This window comes from Streptomyces sp. NPDC059009, from assembly GCF_042740175.1.
GTDB lineage: Bacteria > Actinomycetota > Actinomycetes > Streptomycetales > Streptomycetaceae > Streptomyces.
In genome coordinates this window covers 15,245-36,810 of the sequence record NZ_JBHYJB010000040.1, presented here as the reverse complement: position 1 = coordinate 36,810, position 21,566 = coordinate 15,245, and the positions used below count along the sequence as shown (strand labels likewise).

Sequence of the window (21,566 nt, the reverse complement as noted above, 5' to 3'; positions counted from 1 at the left end):
CGGCTACGGCTTGAGGTGCTCCCAGCTGATGAGCTGGTACGTCCGCCCGGCCTTCCCCTTCACCCACTCCGGCTCGTCGGTGCTGCTGAGCCGGTAACCGGTGGCCCGGGCGACGGCGATGCTGCCCGCGTTGTCGGGCTCGATCTGCAGGACGACGCGGGCGAGGCCGAGAGTGTCGTGGGCGTACGCGGTGAGCAGGTCCACGGCACGGCGGGCCAGCCCCTGCCCGCGGTGGGCGGCGCCGATGGCGTAGCCCATGGTGCCCCGCTGCAGATTGAGCAGCACTTCACCGACGGGCACGTCTCCGTGTCCAGCTCCAGCTCCAGCCCCGTCTCCGTCGACGGCAACAGCAAGATGCAGCCGCTCACCCGTGGCCCGCGCCCGCCGGATCATCTCCAGGTACCCCCGCGCGGCCTCCAGGTCGAAGGGCGAGGCGAGCGGGGTGCGATGGGCGACCTCCTCCTCGTCGAAGAGCTCGACCATGGCGGGGAGGTCGTCGTCGGTCCACTCGCGGAGGGTGAGGGCGTCGCCTTCGAGGCGGACGGGGATGGGACCGGTGGGACCGGTGGGACCGACTGGGCACATGCGGGCCATGCTGACACGGACGCGGCACACGCACCGGCCGGGACGCACGAACCCAACGGGAACGTACGGGGCTCAGACGCACCCCGGTCGTACGTACCCGACGCGTACGCAGGCCGCGCACGTACGCAGCTCGCACACATGCGACAGGCACGCACTCGACGCGCAGGCCGGGATCCCACGCACCCGGCCCGCACGCCCCGGCCCGCACGCACCCGGCCCGCACACACGCGACACACGACAGAGCTGGCCGTGACCCGTGGTGACCCAAGCCGTCGTGCCGCCCGTCGCCGCCCCGGTCCGGCCCCGGCCCACCCACCACCCCCTCCACCCGGTGCGTGGCGTCGACCGACGAGTGGCCGCCGAACTGGCGCGACTCGTGCTGCCCCTCTCGCCCCCCGCACCGTCTTGGCCCACCCGCCATCCCCCTCCACCGGGGGTGCGTCGCGGCTAGAGGTGGGCCGGAGACCGGGCTGGCCGAGCCGAGTCGTGCCGCCCCTCTCGGCCCCCGCACCGTCCTGGCCCACCCGCCACCCCCGCCACCATGTCCGGGCCGGGGCGGGCTCCATCGGCCTGGTCCAACTCCTGTCGCCGTGTGCTCGAAGGGCATGGCAGGGAGTTCCGTAAGGGATCAACAAGCCCGGTCTTGCCCCCGTACTCTGACAGGGACGAGCTGTGCAGAGAGGGGCAAGGCCGTGTCTTCAGATGCTTCCCCGGACCCGTTCGCAGAGCCGATTGCCTTCGGCCAGCGCATGCAGATTCTGCGAACCCGCCGCGGTATGAGCCGTGGAGTGCTGGCCGGGCTCTTGGGGAGGTCACCGAGCTGGGTCAAGCAAGTTGAGGGCGGGCGCCTTCAGATGCCCAAGCTCCCCATGGTGCTGCGTATCGCCGAGGCTCTTCGAGCCAGGGATCTCTCAGAGCTCACCGGCGATCAGTCAAGGGCCATCCACCTGTTCACGGGTCCTGGACACGCGCGCCTGCCACACGTACGGAATGCCATCAACGAGTTTCCGTTGACCACGCGTCGCGAGGCACCGTCCCCCGTGCATCTGCGGGAACGGCTGGTCCGGGCATGGAGCGCCCGGCATTCCGCGCCGAACCACCGGGATGTCATCGGGGCGCTCCTGCCGGACCTCATCCGGGACGCGCAGCTCGCGGTGCTTCAGGCCGACACGGCATGGGAACGCCGCGCAGCCCAAGGGCTCTTGGCGGAGGCGTACAGCCTGAGCCAGTTCTTCATTGCTTACCAGCCGGACACGTCGCTGTTGTGGCGGGTCGTGGAGCGCGGCATGGTCGCCGCCCAGGAGTCGGAGGATCCGCACACCATCGGTGTCTCCGCCTGGCTGGCCACGCAAGCGCATCGCGACAGCGGACACGCGCACTTCGACGCAGCGGACGCGGTGAATCTGGAGACCATCCGCTATCTGGAACCGCTCCTGTCCGACGCGGGCAACGATGTGCTCGCCATCTCCGGGGCGTTGCAATTCGAAGCCGGATACACCGCCGCGCGACGCGGCGACACCGGAACGGCCTGGCGGTACTGGGACACGGCACGGGCCCTGGCCAAGCGGCTGCCGGCCGACTACTACCACCCAGTGACGTCCTTCTCCCGCGCCGTGATGGGCGCGCACGCGGTCACCATCGCGGTCGAGCTGCACGCGGGTGCAGAGAGCGTCCGGCAAGCGGCAGCGGCGGACACGGCGACTATTCCCTCTCGTCCCCGGCGTGCCCGTCACCGCATCGAGGAAGCACGCGGCTACCAGCTCGACGGTCAGCCGGAGGCGGCACTCGCGACGCTCGACAAGGCGTATGAAGCGGCACCGGAAACCATCCGTTACAACGGCTACGCCCGCCGCATCGTGTTGGAGGAGGCGGATTCGAAGAGTCCGTCACAGCGGCGTCGGGCAAGTCAACTAGCGGTCAAGATCGGCGTATTGGCGGCGTGAGAGTAGGGGCACAAACTGTGCCCCTACTCCCTTCTCAGGGGCCCTACGGTCAGTCATCGCATGACCAACCAGCCCCCTGAGACCGTGCGATCGGTCCGGGGGCGTGGCCAACCTGAGAAAGCAGGCCGACATGCCGCACCGCATGACGAACCGCTCGGATGCCGTCCGGCTTCTTCCGTGGGTGAGCCCGGACGGCAAACCCTGTTTCCTGGCGGGTGATGGAAGGGGCTACCTCTCCCGCGTCGCGGACAACGTCGAGGCCATCCAGCTCGGCATGGGAGCGGATCTGCTCGGCCGAGCGACCGACATACTCGGCGACCCGAAGATCTCATTCGGCGAACTCCGTTATCTCGCCGCACGCTTGGTCGAGTCACTGTCCGATGCACTGCGCGTCGCGGAGAGCCGGGGCGCCCGTCTGCCCGTACTCGACGAGGATCTTGACTCCATCGAGGTGGAGGACCTGGACGGGGCTGACGGACCCGGCGTGCCTCCTGTCAGGCCGCCGCCCCCGCCCGCGGCGGCACCACCCGAATGTTGAACCCATACGTCCCCAGGCCCCCCGCCACCCCCATGAACAGCAGCGCGAAGTGTTCCTGGCCGCGGGCCGTCGCGATGCCGCCCAGGTCGAGTTGGGAGTCGGGGGACCAGCCCAGGTCGGTCAGGAGGTGGGACACGACGCGCTTGGCGGGCTCGTCCTCGCCCGAGAGGAACACCGTGCTGGGGCCCGTCAGGGAGTCCGGCGCCGTCATGACCGCGGAGTCCATCGTGCAGAGCGTCTTGACGACCGCCACGTCCGGGAACGTGCGCTGGATCTCCTCTCCCAGCGACTCCTCCAGGTGCGTCAGGCCCAGTTCGGGCGTGAGGCCGACGCCCACGTCGAGGAGGACCCGTCCGTCCAGGACCTTCGCCCCGATGCTCTGGAGCAGCCCCACCGAGTCGCCGCCCGGCGTCGCGTTCACCAGTACCTCCGCGTGCTCCGCCGCCTCCCGCACGCCCGCCACGGGGAGCGCGAGGTCCGACCGCTTCTGCGGGGTGCGCGAGCCCAGCAGTACGTCATGTCCCTTGGCCGCCCACGCGGTTGCCAGCGCGCGGGCGACATTGCCTGTTCCGAGGAGTCCGATTCGCATGCCCAGACGCTAGGCCGGGCGTTGGCGGGCGCGGATCGGTCCGCGGGACCAGGGGGCGTAGGTGGTGTGGCCTAGGCCGATCGGTCCAGGACTGATCGGTCCAGGACCGCCAACTCCAGCCCCGCCAGCCGTACTTGATCTGCGATCACCTCGTACTCCGCCACCCGCCCCTCCGCCACCGTCACCCGCAACGCGATCAGCAGCCGCCCGTACGGGGCCACGACGATGCCGGGGCGGCCGTCGACCAGGGCCGCCGCCGCGAACCGGGCGTTGCGGCGCAGCAGCACCGTCTCGCGAGCCACCTCGTCCGCGCCCCGTACCACCGGCGCCGCGCCCGCGGGAAGTGTCGTCGGGTCCGCCCTGCGGATGACATCGGGGGCCAGGATCGTGAGGAGCGCGGTCAGGTCGCCGCCGCGTGCCGCCGCCAGGAACGCCTCGACCACCTCGCGGTGCGCCTCCAGGTCGGCCGGCGGGACCGCCGGAGTGCCCTGCACCCTTCCCCGCGCCCGGCTCGCGAGCTTCTTCGTCGTGACGGGGGAGCGGTCCACGATCGGCGCGATCTCCGCGAACGGGACCGCGAACAGGTCGTGCAGGACGAACGCCACGCGCTCGGGGGGAGTGAGGGTGTCGAGGACCACGAGCAGTGCCCGGCCCACGGATTCGGCCGTCAGCGCCTCCTCCTCGGGGGTCCCCCCTGACCCCGGTGCCCCCGGCGGCATCGGCTCGTCCGGCACCTGCTGCCCCACCAGGTCCACACGCTGCGAGCGCGGTGAGCGCAGCACGTCCAGGCAGATGCGGGAGACCACCGTGCGCAGCCAGCCGCCCAGGTTCTCGATCGGGGCATCACCTGAACCCGCTGCCCGGGCCAGCCGCAGCCACGCCTCCTGCACCGCGTCGTCCGCCTCCGCCAGCGAGCCCAGCATCCGGTACGCCACCGCCCGCAGGTGCCCCCGGTGCTCCTCGAACCGCTCGGCGAGTCGCTCCTGACCGTGCCTGGAACCCATGGGTCACCTTTCCGAGACGTCCCTCGTCACCTAGAAGACGCACGCAACCACGCGGAAGTGACCAGGGAGAGACATGACCACGCTGCTCCACCTCGACTCCAGCGCCAGCCCCGCCGCCGACTCCGTCACCCGCCAGCTGACCGAGCGCTTCGTGGCCGCCTGGCGCGCCGCCCACCACGAGCCCGGGGACCGGGGCCGGGACAGGTCCCGGTACCTCTACCGGGACCTGTCCGCCGACCCCGTCCCGCTGATCTCCGGCGCGTACGCGTCCCTGGGGCAGCGCGTGGAGCGGCTCGGCGGCGTGGCGCTCGGCAAGGTCGCCGCGGTCGCCGAGGGCGCGGCGGAGGAGCGGGAGTGGGCGCTGACCCTGCCGCTCGTCGAGCAGCTGCGGTCGGCGGACACCGTGCTCCTCGGGGTCCCGATGTACAACTTCACCGTGTCCGCCGCCCTGAAGGCGTGGATCGACCGCATCAGCTTCCCCGGTGCCTACGGTGATGTGGCCCGAGGCGCGAGTGTGCTGCGGGACACTCGTTTCGTTCTGCTCATGGCCCGTGGGGGCGCCTACGGGCCCGGCACCCCGCGCGAGGGGTGCGACTTCCAAACCCCGTATCTGCGCGCCTACTTCACCCAGATGCTCGGCGTCCCCGCCGAGAACCTGCACTTCGTCGCCGCCGAGATGACCCGGGCCTGGGACATCCCCGCTCTCGCCCGGTTCCAGGACCTCGCGGTGAGCTCCCGGCGCCGTGCCGATGACTTGTCAAGCGACCTTGCCGCCATCTGTCAGAAAAGGCCGTGAGTTTACCCACCCCTACGACGCGCCATGCGCACCACGGCCACTTTTTCTTCCCCTATCGGGCTGAACTTTTGTTGATCGTGGGCCAGTTGACCCCTCGGCCGCCCTACCCTTCAGAGGGTGAACCAAGTGATGTCCCGCGAGTCCGAAGCAGGAGCCGAAGCAGAGGGCGGAGCAGGAGCCGACGCCCCGGCAGGGGGTGAGGCCGCTCCGGCGGCCCTGCTGCCCGGCGCGCTGCCCGAGGGGCTGCGCGCCGAACTCGTCGCCTTCCGGCGCGACTTGCACATGCACCCCGAGCTCGGCAACCAGGAGTTCCGTACGACCGCCGCCCTCAAGGCACGGTTGGAGAAGGCGGGGCTCGAGCCCAAGATTCTCGCCATCGGGACCGGGCTCATCTGCGATATCGGAACGGACGGCTGGGACGGCACGCGGCCGTTGCTCGCGCTGCGGGCCGACATCGACGCGCTGCCCATCCCCGACACCAAGGACGTCGCCTACCGGTCGACGGTGCCGCACCGCGCCCACGCCTGCGGGCACGACGTGCACACCACCGTCGTCCTGGGCGCCGGACTCGTCCTCGCCGAGCTGGCGCAGCGCGGTGAACTCCCGTATCCGGTACGGCTGATCTTCCAGCCCGCCGAGGAAGTGCTGCCGGGCGGTGCCCCGGACGCCATCGAGTCGGGGGTGCTCGACGGGGTGGGGCGGATCATCGGGGTGCACTGCGATCCGCGCGTGGACGCCGGGCGCATCGGGCTGCGGCACGGGCCCATCACCTCGGCCTGCGACCGGCTGGAGGTCTCGCTCGACGGGGCGGGCGGGCACACCGCGCGGCCGCATCTCACCACGGACCTGGTGACCGCCGCCGCGAAGGTCGTCACCGAAGTGCCGCCGCTGGTCGCGCGGCGCGTCGACGCCCGGTCGGGGCTCGCCGTGACCTGGGGGCGCCTGGAGGCGGGGCACGCCTGCAACGTCATCCCGCAGCACGCCGAGCTGTCCGGCACGGTGCGCTGCCTGGACCTGGAGACCTGGCGGCAGGCGCCCGACCTGGTGCACGGGGCGATCCAGGAGATCGCGGACCTGTACCGCGCCAAGCCGGTGATCAACTACATCCGTGGTGTGCCGCCGGTCGTCAACGACCCGGAGATCACCGACCTGTTGCGCGGTGCCATGACCGCGCGGCGGGGTGTGCAGTCCATCGAGGACACCGAGCAGAGCCTCGGCGGCGAGGACTTCTCCTGGTACCTGGAGCGGGTGCCCGGCGCGATGGCCCGGCTCGGCGTGCGCACCCCCGGCGAGCGCACCGTCCGCGACCTCCACCAGGGAGACTTCGACGCCGACGAGTCAGCGATCACGGTCGGCGTGGAGCTGTTCACGGCGGCCGCCCTGCTGGACACCCGGGTGGTCTGACGCGCCCTGTGCCGGGGCCTGGGCGCCCCGGCACACGACGCCCCCGCCACGAATCGATAACAGCCGTGCGAAACCCCGTTCCGCTGCCTTTCTACGCGCGTTACGGTTCGCCCCAAATCAGCGCCGTCAACGGTGCGTTGGGGAACGTAAGGGGTGCGTCCTGTGCGTCGTGTATCGAGACTTTCCCAAGTGGCCGTGGCGGTGGCGGCTCTCGCCCTCGCGGCCTCCGCGTGCGGCAAGACCAGCTCCGAGTCCGCCGGTGACGACGAGGGCGGCACGTCCGGCTCGGGCGTCTCCAAGAACTACAAGGGCAAGGGCATCGGCCTCGCGTACGACATCGGCGGCAAGGGCGACCAGTCCTTCAACGACGCCGCGTACGCCGGATTCGCCAAGGCCCGCAAGGACTTCAAGATCGGTGGCCGGGACATGGAGCCGTCCGACGGCGAGTCCGCCGCCGACAAGGTGCAGCGCCTGGAGCAGCTGGCCGCCAAGGGCTACAACCCGGTCATCGGCATCGGCTACATCTACGCCCCCGCCGTGCAGGCCGCCGCGAAGAAGTTCCCGAAGACGACGTTCGGGATCGTCGACGACGCCTCGGTGAAGGCGGACAACGTCGCCGACCTGGTCTTCCACGAGGAGCAGAGTTCCTATCTGGCGGGCGTCGCCGCGGCGAAAGTCACGAAGGTGAAGCATGTCGGATTCATCGGCGGTGTCGACAACAACCTGATTCACAAATTCGAGGCCGGATTCGTGCAGGGCGTGCACTCCGTCGACCCGAAGATCAAAATCGAGAAGCGGTATTTGACGGAAAAGGCCGAAGACGGCGGATTCAGCAGCCCGGACAAGGGTGAGAGCGCCGCGAGCGGCCAGATCGAGGACGGGGCCGACGTCATCTACCACGCGGCGGGCCTCTCCGGGCAGGGCGTGATCCAGGAGGCCGGGTCCAAGAAGGTGTGGGCGATCGGCGTCGACTCCGACCAGTACCAGCAGAAGCCCCTCGCCAAGTACAAGGACTACATCCTCGGTTCGGCCCTGAAGGACGTCGGCGGCGCCGTCTACGACCTCACGAAGTCGGTCGTCGAGGGCAAGCCGATGGCGGGCGAGCAGCGCTACGACCTGAAGTCGGGCCGCGTCGGCTTCGCCGACACCAACCCCAAGTACCAGGCCATGAAGGACGCCGTGGCCGCCGTCGAGAAGGCCAAGAAGGACATCGTCAGCGGCAAGGTCACGGTCAAGACCGTGCCGTAGCCGCCCGGCGGTCGTCCGGCGGTCGCCCGGCGGTGGCTTTGTAGGAAACGTGGGCGCTCCCCGGCCTCGGGGGGCGCCCACCCTTCGTACACGTGTAAGCAATGTTGCGGCCACAGCTCGATAACGGACGGGACAGAAGGGTTCTTCTGGTTGGTCTACGCGCGTTACGCTGCGGCGAAATCAGCGCCGGGTGAGGCGCTCGTACGTGCTTTGTGCATGTGTACAAAAGGAGTTCGTCTCTATGCGCCGGGTGTCTCGAATAGCAGTCGCGGGCTGTGCGACCGCTGCTCTCGCTGTTTCTGTCTCTGCCTGTGGCGGCACGTCGAGCGACGCCGCCGGTTCCTCCGACGGCGGCAAGGGCAAGGGCATCGCCATCGCGTACGACGTCGGCGGCGAGGGCGACCAGTCCTTCAACGACGCCGCCACGCGCGGCATGGACAAGGCCGCCAAGGAGCTCAAGATCGGCAAGGAGGCCGTCGAGCCCACCGACGGTGAGTCCGACGCCGACAAGGTGCAGCGCCTCACTCAGCTCGCCAAGAAGGGCTACAACCCCGTGGTCGGCATCGGCTACGCCTATGCCCCCGCGGTCAAGGAGGTCGCCAAGCAGTTCCCGAAGACCTCCTTCGGCATCGTCGACGACGCCACGATCCAGGAGAAGAACGTCTCGGACCTGGTCTTCAACGAGGAGCAGTCCTCCTACCTCGCGGGTGTCGCCGCGGCCAAGGCCACCAAGACCAAGACGGTCGGCTTCGTCGGCGGCGTCAACAACAACCTGATCCGCAAGTTCGAGGCGGGCTACGTCCAGGGCGTCGCCTCCGTGGACAAGTCGATCAAGGTCAAGCGCAAGATGATCACCGAGAAGGCCGAGGACGGCGGCTTCTCCAGCCCCGACAAGGGCAAGGAGGCCGCGAGCGGCCAGATCGACGACGACAACGCCGACGTGGTGTACCACGCCGCGGGCCTGTCGGGTCAGGGCGTCATCGAGGCCGCCGCCGCGAAGAAGGTCTGGGCGATCGGTGTCGACTCCGACCAGTACCTGCAGAAGCCCCTCGCGGCGTACAAGAAGTACATCCTGACCTCGGCCACGAAGGACGTCGAGGGGGCGGTGTACAACCTGGCCAAGCAGGTCCAGGATGGGAGCGCCAAGGGCGGTGTGGTCCGCGCGGACCTCGCCTCCGGCGGCGTCGGACTCGCGGACTCGAACCCCGAGTTCAAGAAGATGACCGACCTGCAGGCGGCCCTCAAGAAGGCCGAGGACGGCATCAAGAGCGGCAAGATCAAGGTCAAGACCACGCTGTAATGGCGGCGTTACGGCAGTGGAGCGGGGTGTGGAGAGGACCGTCGGCCCAGGGGGCCGCCCGGTCCGGCCACGCCCCGCTCCGCGCGCCGACCCCCTCAACAGCCGTGCGGCGCGCGGCGGTTGAGGCTCCCAGCTAGGGGCAGCACTGCGCGCTCAGCGATCAGGTGGTGGCCCCTTTCCTTAAGGATTCCCGAGGAGAGTGCGCCATCGACGCGTCCACCAGCCCAGACACGGGCAAGACCACCGTCCGGGCCACCGCAGTTGAACTCAGCGGCATCACCAAGCGCTTCCCGGGCGTCGTGGCCAACCACGACATCCACCTGAGCGTCCGCAAGGGCACCGTGCACGCCCTCGTCGGCGAGAACGGGGCCGGCAAGTCGACCCTGATGAAGATCCTCTACGGCATGCAGAAGCCGGACGAGGGCACCATCGCCGTCGACGGACAGCAGGTGAGCTTCGCCAGCCCCGCCGACGCCATCGCGCGCGGCATCGGCATGGTGCACCAGCACTTCATGCTGGCCGACCAGCTGACGGTCCTGGAGAACATCGTCCTCGGCAGCGAGCAGCTGCACGGCATCGGCGCCGGGGCCCGCAAGAAGATCGCCGAGATATCCGAGCGGTACGGGCTCGGGGTGCGCCCCGACGCGTACGTGGAGGACCTCGGCGTCGCCGACCGCCAGCGCGTGGAGATCCTCAAGGTCCTCTACCGCGGCGCCACCACGCTGATCCTGGACGAGCCCACCGCCGTCCTGGTGCCGCAGGAGGTCGACGCGCTCTTCGACAACCTCCGCGAGCTCAAGGCGGAGGGCCTGTCCGTCATCTTCATCTCGCACAAGCTGGGCGAGGTGCTCTCGGTCGCCGACGACATCACGGTCATCCGGCGGGGCACGACGGTCGGCACGGCGGTCCCGTCCGAGACGACGCCGCGCCAGCTCGCCGAGCTGATGGTGGGCAGCGAGCTGCCGACCCCGGAGACCGCCGAGTCGACGGTCACGGAACGGCCCATGATCGAGGTCCGCGGCCTCAGGCTCCTCGCGGAGGGCGGCCGTCCGCTCCTGGACGACATCAGCTTCACCATCCACGAGGGCGAGGTCCTCGGCCTCGCGGGCGTCGAGGGCAACGGCCAGACCGAGCTGATCGACGCGCTCATCGGCCTCAAGGGCGCCGACTCCGGCGAGATCCACCTCGCGGGCGAGGACATCACCTCCTGGGCCACCCGCAAGCGCCGCGAACAAGGCGTCGGCTACATCCCCGAGGACCGCCACCGCCACGGCCTCCTCCTGGAGTCCCCTCTCTGGGAGAACCGCATCCTCGGCCACGTCACCGAGAAGCCGAACGCGAAGGGCTTCTGGCTCGACCCGAAGGGCGCGCAGGCCGACACCCGCCGCATCGTCGAGGAGTACGACGTCCGTACGCCCGGCATCGACGTGACGGCGGCCTCCCTCTCCGGCGGCAACCAGCAGAAGCTGATCGTCGGCCGCGAGATGAGCCACCGGCCGCGCTTCCTGATCGCCGCCCACCCCACGCGCGGCGTGGACGTCGGCGCGCAGGCCCAGATCTGGGACCAGATCCGCGAGGCCCGCCGCGAGGGCCTCGCCGTCCTCCTCATCTCCGCGGACCTGGACGAGCTGATCGGCCTCTCCGACACCCTGCGGGTCATCTACCGCGGCCAGTTGGTCGCGGACGCCGACCCGGCCACCATCACGCCGGAGGAGCTGGGCTCGGCGATGACGGGCGCGGCGTCGGGCCACCTGGAACACGTAGAAGAAGAGGCCGCCGAAGACCGCGCGGACGAGGCCGCCGAAGCCCCGGAGGACGAGGCCCGATGAAGAAGTTCGACAAGGAGCGGGTGCTCCTCGCGGTGGCCGGACCGGTCATCGCCCTCGTCGTGGCCGTGGTGCTCACCTCGGTCGTGCTCCTCGCGTCGGGCAAGAACCCGATCGAGCCGTACCAGCTGATGTTCAAGCAGGTCGCCTACTCCGACATCCAGGTCCTGACGATCAACCAGGCCGGGATGTACTACCTGGCGGCGCTCGCGGTCGCCATCGGCTTCCGCATGAACCTCTTCAACATCGGTGTGGACGGCCAGTACCGCCTCGCCGCCCTGGTCACCGCGGTGGTCGGCGCGCACGTGGCGCTGCCGTCCTTCCTCCAGATCCCGCTGCTCATCCTGGTCGCGATGCTGACCGGCGCCTTCTGGGCGGGCATCGCGGGCATCCTGAAGACGACGCGCGGAGTCAGCGAGGTCGTCTCCTCGATCATGCTGAACTCCATCGCGACCAGCGTCATCGGCTACCTCACGCTCGCCGAGAACTTCGGCGTCCCGGTCGAGAACAACATGACGACCGGCGTCATGCACAAGTCCGGCTGGTTCCCCGGCATCGACATGGGCGCCGCCGGCGAGATCTACGGCTTCGTGGTCATCGCCGTCCTCGCGGGCATCGTCTACTGGCTGGTCCTCAACCGCACCCGCTTCGGCTTCGACCTCCGCGCCACCGGCGCCTCCGAGTCGGCGGCCGCCGCCAGCGGCGTGAACGCCAAGCGCATGGTGCTCACCGCGATCGTGCTCTCCGGCGCGATCGCCGGCCTCTCGGGCCTGCCGATCCTCCTCGGCGACGCCCACACCTACAGCCAGACCTTCCCCGCGGGCCTCGGCTTCACCGCCATCGGCATCGCCCTGCTCGGCCGCAACAACCCGGTCGGCATCGCCTTCGCCTCGCTCCTGTGGGCCTTCCTCGACAAGGCGTCCCCGGCCCTCGACTACGCGGAACCCGTCGCGTACGACAAGGAGATCGCGGTGATCATGCAGGGCCTCATCGTGATCGCGGTCGTCGTCTCGTACGAGGCGGTGCGCCGCTGGGGCCTCAAGCGCCAGCAGCAGCGCGTCGGTGAGGAACTGGCCGCCGCCGCGCGCACCGCGGACACCGACGGCAACGGCAACAACAACGACTCCGTGAAGGAGGTGGCTGCCCGATGAGTACGGCAACCGTCGCCAAGTCCCCGGCCCAGCAGCCCGCTTCGGGCAAGCGCGGCCGCCGCCTCTCGCTGCCGGTCGTCCTTCTGATCGTCGCGGGCGTACTGGTCCTGACCTCCGTCGTGCGCCTCATCACCGGCGCGGACGGCATCACCTCCACCGGCCAGATGTCCACCGCCCTGCGCCTGGCCGTGCCGATCGGCCTCGCGGGCCTCGGCGGCCTGTGGGCCGAGCGCGCGGGCGTCGTCAACATCGGCCTCGAGGGCATGCTCATCCTCGGCACCTGGTTCGGCGCCTGGGCGGGCTACCAGTGGGGCCCGTGGGTCGGCATCCTCTTCGGTGTCCTCGGCGGCGCGATCGGCGGACTGCTGCACGCGATCGTCACGGTCACCTTCAACGTGAACCACATCGTCTCCGGTGTGGCCATCAACATCCTCGCCCTGGGCGCGACCCGCTACCTCTCCACCTTCGCCTTCGAGGGCAAGGAGGGCGGCACGTCCAAGCAGTCCCCGCCGATCGACTCGCTCGGCAAGTTCTCCGTCCCCGGCCTCTCGGACTGGCTCGCGGACCTCAACCACAAGGGCTGGTTCCTGATCTCGGACGTGGCGGGCCTGGTCGGCGGCCTGGTCACCGACCTGTCGCCGCTCACCGTGATCGCCGTCGCGATGATCCCGCTGACCTGGTGGGTGCTGTGGCGCTCCGCGTTCGGCCTCCGCCTGCGCTCCTGCGGCGAGAACCCGGTGGCGGCCGAGTCCCTCGGCGTGAACGTCTACAAGTACAAGTACCTGGCGGTCGTCATCTCCGGCGGCCTCGCGGGCCTCGGCGGCGCGTTCCTCTCCCTGGTGGCGTCCAACATCTACCTGGAGGGCCAGACGGGCGGCCGCGGCTACATCGGCCTCGCCGCGATGATCTTCGGCAACTGGATGCCGGGCGGACTCGCCCTCGGCGCCGGCCTGTTCGGCTACACCGACAGCCTGCGGCTGCGCGGCGGCGGCGACAACGTCCACGCGCTGCTGCTCCTCCTCGCGATCCTGATCCTGATCGGCGCGGCCTATCTGGTGTGGCGCAAGCGCTACGTCCCCGCCGTCATCACGGCGGCGGTGTCGGTGCTGATGTTCGCGTGGTACGCCTTGACGGACGAGGTGCCCAACCAGGTCGTCACCGCGACCCCGTACGTCGTGACGCTCCTGGTCCTGTCCCTCTCAGCCCAGCGCCTGCGGATGCCGAAGGCGGACGGAATGCCGTACCGAAAGGGCCAAGGAAAGTGACGCCAGCCGCCGCGGACTCCGACTTCGACTCCGACTCCGAACGGTTCGACTGGAGTGCCCTGCGGGAGGCCGCGCGGGATGCCATGTCCCGCGCGTACGCCCCGTATTCGGGCTTCCCGGTCGGCGCCGCGGCACGGGCCGACGACGGCAGGACCGTCACCGGCTGCAATGTGGAGAACGCCAGTTACGGCCTCGGCCTGTGCGCCGAGTGCGGCCTGGTCTCCCAGCTCCAGCTGACCGGCGGCGGCCGCCTCACGCACTTCACGTGCGTGGACGGCAAGGGCGAACTGCTCATGCCGTGCGGCCGCTGCCGCCAGCTCCTGTACGAGTTCGGGGGCGCCGAACTCCTCCTGGAGACGGGCTCGGGCATCCGGACGCTGGCGGAGTTGCTGCCGGACGCGTTCGGCCCGGAGAACCTCAACTGATGTACGGCCCCTGCCTGTTGCTGAGCAACGGGCGGGGGCCGTCGCCATCATGTCGCTCTATGCGCGTAGAGTCGCTGTGCCGGTTCAGGCACGAGGAAGGGATTTGCCATGGACGTCATTTCCGTCATCCGTACGAAGCGGGACAAGGGCGCGCTCAGCGACGCCCAGATCGACTGGGTCATCGACGCGTACACGCGCGGCGAGGTGGCCGACGAACAGATGTCGTCCCTCGCGATGGCGATCCTCCTGAACGGTATGACCCGCCCCGAGATCGCCCGCTGGACGGCGGCGATGATCGCGTCGGGCGACCGCATGGACTTCTCCTCTTCCCTCTCCCGCCCCACGGCGGACAAGCACTCCACGGGCGGGGTGGGCGACAAGATCACGCTCCCGCTGGCCCCCCTGGTCGCGGCGTGCGGAGCCGCCGTCCCCCAACTCTCGGGCCGCGGCCTCGGCCACACGGGCGGCACGCTCGACAAGCTGGAGTCGATCCCGGGCTGGCGGGCGCTCCTCTCGAACGAGGAAATGCTGGACGTCCTGAACGGCACGGGCGCGGTGATCTGCGCGGCGGGCGACGGCCTGGCCCCCGCCGACAAGAAGCTCTACGCGCTCCGCGACGTGACGGGCACGGTGGAGGCGATCCCCCTGATCGCGTCCTCGATCATGTCGAAGAAGATCGCGGAGGGCACGGACTCCCTGGTCCTGGACGTGAAGGTGGGCTCGGGCGCCTTCATGAAGAACATCGAGGACGCCCGCGAACTGGCCTCCACGATGGTCGAGTTGGGCACGGACAGCGGGGTGCGCACGGTGGCCCTGCTGACGGACATGTCGACCCCGCTGGGCCTCACGGCCGGTAACGCGCTCGAAGTCCGGGAATCGGTGGAGGTCCTGGCGGGCGGCGGCCCCTCCGACGTGGTGGAGCTGACGCTGGCCCTGGCGAGGGAGATGCTGGACGCGGCGGGCCTGAAGGACGCCGACCCGGCGAAGGCTCTGGCCGACGGCTCGGCGATGGACGTGTGGCGCCGCATGATCGCGGCGCAGGGCGGTGACCCGGACGCGACCCTGCCGACGGCGCGCGAGACGCACGTGGTGACGGCGCCGTCCTCGGGCGTCCTGACCCGCCTCGACGCCTACGACATCGGCGTCGCGGCCTGGCGCCTGGGCGCGGGCCGGGCCCGCAAGGAGGACCCGGTGCAGGCGGCGGCGGGCGTGGAACTGCATGCGAAGCCGGGGGATTCGGTGGTCGCGGGCGCCCCGCTCCTGACGTTGCACACGGACACCCCGGAGCGCTTCGAGTACGCGCTGGAGTCGGTGGCGGGCTCGTACGACATCGGGGCGGCGGGGACGCAGTTCGAGCGGACGCCGATCGTGCGGGACCGGATCGCCTGATTCCCGACCCGCCTTACGCGACGGGTCCGCACTCGCGGCAGAGCCCGGGTTCGGCGGAACGAAAGGCCCGATCGCAGCCGTCGCATTCCTGGAGGGGGATGACGACGGCTGCGCCCGTTGTGGGGGACGTGGGCAGGGCCGGTGGCAGCCACTGTTCGAGCCGATGGGCGAGGAGTCTCGCGGGCCGGTGGATGGGGACGCCGGGCAGGCCGGTGCTGAGGGTTCGGGCGACCTGCTCGGGCGGCACTTCGCGCTCCAACCATGCTTCTACGGCGGGTGCCAGAGCGGCGACGTCCCGCACGGAGAGAGTGAGGCGGGGGTCGCGGGCGCGGAGCCCGGCGAGGAGGTCGGCGGCCGGCCCTTCGGGGCGGCGGGGTGTGGGCCGCTCGCGCCGGGGTTTGACCAGGCAGACGACGGGTCGCGGAGGTGAGCTCGCCCGCGCGGGTGTCTGTGCGCCAGGGCAGTCGAAGTACGTCGTACGGGTCACGATCCGCTGCCCGTCGGTCCGCACCTTGGTCCGCCGCAGATACCCGGCGGCTTCAAGTTCCCGCAGTGCAGCGGCAATTCGGTACTCGCTCTCCGGGAAGTGGGCTGCGAGAACCTTGATGCCGACGTGAGCCCCGTCGGGCAGCGACTGGATGTACACGCCGATCCCGATGGCGGTGGCGGAGAGGCCGCGATGCTGGGCGAGATGGTTGCCGACGACCGTGAAGTGGGTGGCGTGTCGGTGGCGGATGTGGGTGACGCCGCCGGAGTTGGGGGCGTGGCCGACAGCGGGCGCGTTAGACTGCGCTGAGCTCATGGGGAAGGTGTTGCTTCCTCGTAGTGAGGCCCTCGGACCGGGATTGCCGTCCCGCCGGGGGCCGTCTTTGTGTGCGGTTGTCGTCGCGAACGTAGCGCCTTCGCTCCTGCATATTCCACTCCGTCACCCGATGTGATGACAAAGGGAGTTGGGGAAGTCCCCTGCTTCCAGGCGGAGTTGGAGGGGAAGGTTGGGAGGTTCCTTGCCCAGGTCCTTTGGATGCATCGAGGGTGGGTGCGTCGCGGCCCACCGGGTCGCGGAATGCACGACCCGGAGAGCCGTCAGCCGCCCAGGGTTGCCACCGCGTTCGCGATGAGGGCACGTGCTGCCGCTCCCCGTACGGCCTGCTGTGAGAGACGTTCAAAGGCGCGGACGTACAGCTCGATCTGGCTGGGCTGTGTGAGGGTGGAGGCGGCGTCCAGGGTGTCAGCGTGCACCCTTCGGTCATCGAAGATCGTGAATGTCGGCATGGGCCACATGGTCCGTTGCCCCGAGAACGGGACGATGCCCACGGCGACGTTCTGAAGGTCCATGGCTCCGAGAAGGTGACCGAGCTGCGCCGCCATGGATTCGGCACTGCACAGCTGGTGCCGCAACACCGACTCCTCCAACACGAAGGAGAACCGGTGCCGGCCCATGCGCAACACCTCGTTACGCCGCATCCGGGCTGTCACGGCCTCGCTCACGTCATCCGGTGTTCCACGGAAGTCCGCGATGGAGGACAACAGCGCGGAGGTGTACCCCGGAGTCTGGAGAAAGCCGGGGATCACGTCGGATACGTAGACGCGGAAGGTCTTGGTCTGCTGGTAGAGGTCGCCGATGCTTTCCTGCAGGCGCCGGAGGCCAGTCCGCTGAAGTTGCTTCCACTCCACATGGGCTTCGGCGGACTGCCGGTTGGCCGCGATCAGATCGGGGGCCTGGTCGTCGGCGGAACAGGATCGGCACCACGCTCGGATGTCGGCATCGGAGGGCGGGGTCCTGGCGTTCTCGATCCGGGACGACTTCGACTCCGACCAACCGCACCTGATGGCCAGCTCCCGCCCGCTGATCCCCGCGTCTTTCCGGATCTCCCGCAGACGGCCCGCAAGCTTCTCTCGTGCCTTCTGAACGCGTGAAGAGGGGTGCGGGGGCATGGAGTTGGCTCTCGTCAGACCTTGTACTGGTGGTGTGGTATCGCCCGCTCCCAGACCGCGTCGAAGGCGGCGGAGCACAGTTTCACCGCTTCCGGATCCGCTGTGATCTCGTCCTCTACCACCGCACCGTCGCCCGAGAAGTGGTGCACCCGGAGCAGCGCGTCATCGAACAGCCAGAAGTCGTTCCCCGGCAAGGGAATGGCCGTGGCTCGCCGTCGCGGCAGCCAGCGGACTTCCTCCCCTGCAGTGACATTGGCATGGGTGACGTAATGCTCCCAGCGGATGTACTCCGACACCGGCTCGGAGATCACCCGCGCTCTGCGGATCACCACGCCCCTGGCCACGGTGTCAGCGATCAACTGGTCATAGGGGTGCCACCAGGACGCGCGATTCTCCCAGTCGATCCGCTCTCCCCGCTGCCACGCCTCGAACCGATCCGTGGTGGCGTACGAGTCGCGCAACTCCAGGTGGACGGCGGACCGCTCGCACCGGCCAAGCAGCTCAGCGAAGCTGGGCACGCTCGACGGCATCGCACGCCTCCCTGATCGCCGGAATCATCCGGGCCGGAATCCTGACGATGGCCTCGCTGCCGGGCACAGGGCCGTTCGCAGGGCTGGTTCCCTCGCACTCCGCCTGAGTCTCGGCTGTCGCCTTCCACCCTTGCAAAAGGATCTCCTGTGCTTCCGCGTCCGCCCACACAGTGGGGCAGTGGTCCCGGTCGGTGTCGGGGTCGATCCCCACGAACTCTACGGCCATAAGAGGCTCCCTGGGTCCGGTACTTGCTTGGGCTTGCACCAGCTTGTTTGAACTGGAGTCATGGAGTCAACACCGCTATGGGCCCAGCCAATTGACGTGCAAGCTCGTGCAAGTTTGTGGAGCCCTGCGTTCCCCGATTTCTACGGTCACGACATCGACGCGGAACAGACCGGGAGGCGGACATGGCGGGCGGAGACGACACGCACGACATCGGACCGACTGACCACATGAGCGGCGGGGAAAGCAGACGGTTCCTGGCTCGGCTCACGGGCGCCTTCGGCGCCGGTGGGGCCGTACTCGTGGCCAAGGCGGACGCAGGCGGTCCCGAAGGCGGGGACCTTGCTCCGGGTGACGGCTTGAAGTGGCCGAGATGCCAATGCGGCTGCCCGAGCTGCCCCGACCACCAGGCATCGGATGAGCTGTGAAGCGCCACAACAGGGAGGAACGCACATGCACGATGTACGCGCATTACTCACCCCGGTCGCGTTCGGGGGTGTCGTCGCAACCGTCATCGACAACAACCCCGGCATGGAGGAGGCCACGGCCGAGCGGATCGTGGTGGAAGCGCTCAAGTTCATGGATGCCGCCGCGCAATTCCCCACCGCCAAGGTCACGCCTTCCAACGTGGTGGACGAGGGATGGCACGCGCTGATCCTTCACACGAACCTGTACGAGAAGCTGTGCGACCGCCTGGGGCGGTTCGTGCACCACTGGCCCGAACGTCCCGACGCCGATCGGTACGACGACCACGCGCTCACGCGAACGGTGGCGATCATCGAGCAGGGCGGGCACACCGTGGACAGCGAGCTGTGGACGGGCCCGGGTAAGACCCTGGTCTCGGTCGCGGCGAGTTGCTCTCACACCCCCAAGCCAGGTGGCTGCGGACCGATCAATCCGGGCAACTGCGCTTCTCATTGCTCGGGCGGTGGTAGTAGCTAGGCTGACCGCGAGCAGACGGAAGGCGAAAGCTTGGACGCCGAGCAGGCACGACAAGTGGAGGCCGTACTCAGACAGTTGGGAATCTCTGGTGTGGTGGCGCCGGAAGACCCGGAGAACAAGGAGGGGAACTGGCGTGTGTATGACTCGGCCCATCCCGCCAGGCGCCGGGATGTGACCGCTGACGCGCTGGCATCCCTTGCCGCCACATTCCCTCAGGGGGAACCGAGTTCGGGCCCGAAGAGGGGATTCGTCATCCCGCCGAAGGGCGAATGACTGCCTGCTGGCGTACCAACGAAACAACGCCCCTGCCCCACTGCGGCGGGGGTGTTTATCGATACACCGAGTGAAGAGATCGCCATGAGCGCACGCGTCACTGACCATTGGCCAGGTCAGACCTGGGACGACCTCGTCCGCCTCTGGGAGGAGATGGACTGGCCCGAGGGCAGCAAGGTGGAGATCATCGACGGGGTCATCACCGTGTCGCCCAGTCCCGCGAACCAGCACCACGCCATTGCGGAGAAGGTGCAGCGCAGTCTGTACTTCGGGCTCCCCGAAGATCGGGGCATCTACCCGACGCTGCCTGTTGCCCTCCCGTTGGGCGTCGCCATGCCCATTCCCGATCTTGTCGTGGCGCCGGTTGCAGACGTTGCGACCCCAGGTACCTGCATTCCCGCCCGCGCCGCCGAGCTCGTCGTCGAGGTGACGTCGCCGGGCAACGCTCACTACGACCGCATCACCAAGGCCGCCTGCTACGCGCGATCAGCCATCCCCCTCTACCTCCTCATCGACCGCTGGGCCCCCGGCGGCCCCACGATCACTCTCTACGGGGAGCCTACGGGCGACGTCTACCGCACCCTGAGCGCCTGTAAGTTCGGCGAGACCATCAAGCTCCCCGCCCCCTTCGACCTGGACCTCGACACGTCCCGGTTCCCCACGGACTGACCCGGACCGACCCGGACCGACCCGCCCCCCGGCGGGGCACCGCAAAGCCCCGCGCCCCACCGATGAGTTCCGGTCACCCGGACAGTCCACCCACCATGGACACCGACACCTCGCCCCCCTCCGACGCCCCGCCCCACCTGACCCTGACCGGCCCCCTCGACCAGGACGCGGTGCCCCGCCTCTGCGCGGACCTCCAGGGCCACGTCCGGGCCAGTCCCACCGGCACCGTCGTCGTCGACGTCGCGGGCCTCGGGCCACCCGATCTCGCCACCCTCGACGCCCTCGCCAGAGCGCAGCTGGCCGCCCGGAGAGCGGGAGGCGGGGTACGGCTGCGCAACCCCACCCCGGCCCTCCGCGCCCTGCTGGACCTCGCGGGTTTCTCCGAACTCCTCGGCCTAGTCGTCGAGATGGAGCGGCACCCCGAACAGCGGGAACCACCTCTCCGTGTCGAGGAAGCAGTGGAATCCGGCGATGCGGCCCGCTGAGATCTCGATGACCTGGATCGACCACGGCATGAAGCCGCCGTTGTCCGGGTCGGGCTTGTACTGGGCGAAGCCAGGCGATCCGTTCACACTCACCGGCAGCAGGCGGCCGTTGGCGCAGGCCGCGCCCATCGTCGACATGAAGCCCGTGATGTCGGAGGTGCCCTGGAGCCAGAGGTCGAACGGCGGCATCGTCATGACGGCGTCCTCGGCGAGCAGCTCCGTGAGCGCCTTCATGTCGTAGCCCTCGAAGGCCGCCACGTAGCGGTCGAGGAGCTTCTGCTGCTCCTCGTCCAGCGGGTCGGACGTCGCGGTGTCGTCCTTCGGGGTCTCCGCCAGCGTCGCGCGGGCCCGCTGCAGCGCGCTGTTGACCGAGGCGACCGAGGTGTCGATCAGCTCGGCGACCTCGCTCGCCTTCCACGCCAGGACCTCACGCAGGATCAGCACCGCCCGCTGCTTCGGCGGCAGTTGCTGCAGGGCCGCCATGAAGGCGAGGCGCACCGACTCCTTCGCCACCGCGGCCTCCGCCGGGTCAGAGACGGACGGGAGCACGCGGGCGTCCGGCATCGGCTCCAGCCAGACGTTGTCCGCGCGGGGAGTCAGGGCCGCCTGGGCCAAGGGCGCGGCCGCCGTCAGGTCCATGGGGCGGGCCCGCTTGTTGCCCGCGTTGAGCATGTCCAGGCAGACGTTCGTCGCGATGCGGTACAGCCAGGAGCGGAGCGAGGAACGCCCCTCGAACTTGTCGATGTTGCGCCACGCCCGCACGAGCGTGTCCTGCACCGCGTCCTCCGCCTCGAAGGCCGAGCCGAGCATCCGGTAGCAGTAGCCGGTCAGCTCGGTCCGGTGGCCCTCGAGGCGGGAGTCCAGGTCTGCCGTCGTCGCCAGATCACTCATGGTCCCCACCCCTGATCACCGCGAGATCGCCTTGATCGTCGCTGGTCGTCGCTGGTCGTCCCCAGGGCCTGTCCCGTGGATCAGGTCCCGTCCGGCACGCACTCGCGCCGACACCCAAGGAAGCTACCGGAGCCCACTGACAATCGCCCGGCGAG

General features: G+C 69.5%; 22 protein-coding genes. 14 read left to right on the top strand and 8 right to left on the bottom strand.

Going from position 1 to position 21,566, the window contains the following annotated elements; genetic code table 11:
* Positions 1–3: 3 nt before the first annotated feature.
* Positions 4–585, bottom strand: a complete 582-nt coding sequence (locus ACFWYM_RS33170) for a GNAT family N-acetyltransferase (protein ID WP_384845789.1) — start codon at positions 583–585, stop codon at positions 4–6.
* A 692-nt stretch (positions 586–1,277) separates the two neighbouring features.
* Between ACFWYM_RS33170 and ACFWYM_RS33165 the strand changes: the two genes are divergently transcribed.
* Both ACFWYM_RS33165 and ACFWYM_RS33160 read left to right on the top strand, forming a co-directional pair.
* Positions 1,278–2,528, top strand: coding sequence for a helix-turn-helix domain-containing protein (locus ACFWYM_RS33165; protein WP_384845787.1), 1,251 nt, complete (start codon positions 1,278–1,280; stop codon positions 2,526–2,528).
* 103 nt (positions 2,529–2,631) lie between these two features.
* Positions 2,632–3,066, top strand: a complete 435-nt coding sequence (locus ACFWYM_RS33160; protein WP_384845785.1) for a hypothetical protein — start codon at positions 2,632–2,634, stop codon at positions 3,064–3,066.
* Here ACFWYM_RS33160 and ACFWYM_RS33155 read toward each other — a convergent pair.
* Both ACFWYM_RS33155 and ACFWYM_RS33150 read right to left on the bottom strand, forming a co-directional pair.
* Positions 3,023–3,655 (bottom strand): NADPH-dependent F420 reductase, encoded by a 633-nt coding sequence (locus ACFWYM_RS33155; RefSeq protein ID WP_384845783.1) that lies wholly within the window; start codon positions 3,653–3,655, stop codon positions 3,023–3,025. The two genes, ACFWYM_RS33160 and ACFWYM_RS33155, sit on opposite strands and share 44 nt — an antisense overlap.
* 71 nt (positions 3,656–3,726) lie before the next feature.
* Positions 3,727–4,659 (bottom strand): sigma-70 family RNA polymerase sigma factor, encoded by a 933-nt coding sequence (locus ACFWYM_RS33150; RefSeq protein ID WP_384845781.1) that lies wholly within the window; start codon positions 4,657–4,659, stop codon positions 3,727–3,729.
* Between the two features lie 73 nt (positions 4,660–4,732).
* On the opposite strand from ACFWYM_RS33150, the gene ACFWYM_RS33145 reads away from it, so the two are divergent.
* The 9 genes from ACFWYM_RS33145 to ACFWYM_RS33105 all read left to right on the top strand — a co-directional run bounded on the left by ACFWYM_RS33145 (position 4,733) and on the right by ACFWYM_RS33105 (position 15,463).
* Positions 4,733–5,455, top strand: a complete 723-nt coding sequence (locus ACFWYM_RS33145; RefSeq protein WP_384845779.1) for an FMN-dependent NADH-azoreductase — start codon at positions 4,733–4,735, stop codon at positions 5,453–5,455.
* Positions 5,456–5,584: 129 nt separating this feature from the next.
* Entirely contained in the window at positions 5,585–6,859 is a 1,275-nt protein-coding gene (locus ACFWYM_RS33140; protein WP_384845937.1) for a M20 family metallopeptidase, read from the top strand.
* A 162-nt stretch (positions 6,860–7,021) separates the two neighbouring features.
* Positions 7,022–8,107 carry a BMP family protein gene (locus tag ACFWYM_RS33135; RefSeq protein ID WP_384845777.1) on the top strand — a complete coding sequence of 362 codons (1,086 nt, stop codon included), beginning with the start codon at positions 7,022–7,024 and terminating at the stop codon, positions 8,105–8,107.
* Positions 8,108–8,348: 241 nt separating this feature from the next.
* Positions 8,349–9,407: a BMP family protein gene (locus ACFWYM_RS33130; protein WP_384845775.1), complete on the top strand. Its 1,059-nt coding sequence runs from the start codon at positions 8,349–8,351 to the stop codon at positions 9,405–9,407.
* Positions 9,408–9,613: 206 nt separating this feature from the next.
* Positions 9,614–11,236: an ABC transporter ATP-binding protein gene (locus ACFWYM_RS33125; RefSeq protein ID WP_384845935.1), complete on the top strand. Its 1,623-nt coding sequence runs from the start codon at positions 9,614–9,616 to the stop codon at positions 11,234–11,236.
* Positions 11,233–12,384 (top strand): ABC transporter permease, encoded by a 1,152-nt coding sequence (locus ACFWYM_RS33120; RefSeq protein ID WP_384845773.1) that lies wholly within the window; start codon positions 11,233–11,235, stop codon positions 12,382–12,384. The genes ACFWYM_RS33125 and ACFWYM_RS33120 overlap by 4 nt, the downstream gene beginning before the upstream one ends.
* A complete protein-coding gene (locus ACFWYM_RS33115) occupies positions 12,381–13,649 on the top strand; it encodes an ABC transporter permease (protein ID WP_384845771.1) in 1,269 nt (422 codons plus the stop codon). The genes ACFWYM_RS33120 and ACFWYM_RS33115 overlap by 4 nt, the downstream gene beginning before the upstream one ends.
* Positions 13,646–14,074 carry a cytidine deaminase gene (locus ACFWYM_RS33110; RefSeq protein WP_384845769.1) on the top strand — a complete coding sequence of 143 codons (429 nt, stop codon included), beginning with the start codon at positions 13,646–13,648 and terminating at the stop codon, positions 14,072–14,074. The genes ACFWYM_RS33115 and ACFWYM_RS33110 overlap by 4 nt, the downstream gene beginning before the upstream one ends.
* Before the next feature lie 108 nt (positions 14,075–14,182).
* Entirely contained in the window at positions 14,183–15,463 is a 1,281-nt protein-coding gene (locus tag ACFWYM_RS33105) for a thymidine phosphorylase (protein WP_384845767.1), read from the top strand.
* A 13-nt stretch (positions 15,464–15,476) separates the two neighbouring features.
* Here ACFWYM_RS33105 and ACFWYM_RS33100 read toward each other — a convergent pair whose 3' ends face one another.
* The 4 genes from ACFWYM_RS33100 to ACFWYM_RS33085 form a co-directional block, all read right to left on the bottom strand.
* Positions 15,477–16,265, bottom strand: a complete 789-nt coding sequence (locus ACFWYM_RS33100; RefSeq protein ID WP_384845765.1) for a helix-turn-helix domain-containing protein — start codon at positions 16,263–16,265, stop codon at positions 15,477–15,479.
* A gap of 281 nt (positions 16,266–16,546) precedes the next feature.
* Positions 16,547–17,398 carry a helix-turn-helix domain-containing protein gene (locus ACFWYM_RS33095; RefSeq protein WP_384845763.1) on the bottom strand — a complete coding sequence of 284 codons (852 nt, stop codon included), beginning with the start codon at positions 17,396–17,398 and terminating at the stop codon, positions 16,547–16,549.
* 14 nt (positions 17,399–17,412) lie between these two features.
* Positions 17,413–17,928, bottom strand: a complete 516-nt coding sequence (locus ACFWYM_RS33090) for a DUF6879 family protein (RefSeq protein WP_384845761.1) — start codon at positions 17,926–17,928, stop codon at positions 17,413–17,415.
* Positions 17,900–18,154, bottom strand: a complete 255-nt coding sequence (locus tag ACFWYM_RS33085; RefSeq protein ID WP_384845759.1) for a hypothetical protein — start codon at positions 18,152–18,154, stop codon at positions 17,900–17,902. The genes ACFWYM_RS33090 and ACFWYM_RS33085 overlap by 29 nt, the downstream gene beginning before the upstream one ends.
* A gap of 450 nt (positions 18,155–18,604) precedes the next feature.
* Here ACFWYM_RS33085 and ACFWYM_RS33080 point away from each other — a divergent pair, with 450 nt between their 5' ends.
* The 3 genes from ACFWYM_RS33080 to ACFWYM_RS33070 all read left to right on the top strand — a co-directional run bounded on the left by ACFWYM_RS33080 (position 18,605) and on the right by ACFWYM_RS33070 (position 20,520).
* Positions 18,605–19,093 carry a glycine-rich domain-containing protein gene (locus ACFWYM_RS33080; protein WP_384845757.1) on the top strand — a complete coding sequence of 163 codons (489 nt, stop codon included), beginning with the start codon at positions 18,605–18,607 and terminating at the stop codon, positions 19,091–19,093.
* Between the two features lie 357 nt (positions 19,094–19,450).
* Complete coding sequence (locus ACFWYM_RS33075) at positions 19,451–20,035, top strand: Uma2 family endonuclease (protein WP_384845755.1); 585 nt, start codon at positions 19,451–19,453, stop codon at positions 20,033–20,035.
* Between the two features lie 95 nt (positions 20,036–20,130).
* A complete protein-coding gene (locus ACFWYM_RS33070; RefSeq protein WP_384845753.1) occupies positions 20,131–20,520 on the top strand; it encodes an STAS domain-containing protein in 390 nt (129 codons plus the stop codon).
* On the opposite strand, the gene ACFWYM_RS33065 is transcribed toward ACFWYM_RS33070, so the two are convergent.
* Positions 20,431–21,411 carry a sigma-70 family RNA polymerase sigma factor gene (locus ACFWYM_RS33065; RefSeq protein ID WP_384845751.1) on the bottom strand — a complete coding sequence of 327 codons (981 nt, stop codon included), beginning with the start codon at positions 21,409–21,411 and terminating at the stop codon, positions 20,431–20,433. The two genes, ACFWYM_RS33070 and ACFWYM_RS33065, sit on opposite strands and share 90 nt — an antisense overlap.
* Positions 21,412–21,566 lie beyond the last annotated feature (155 nt).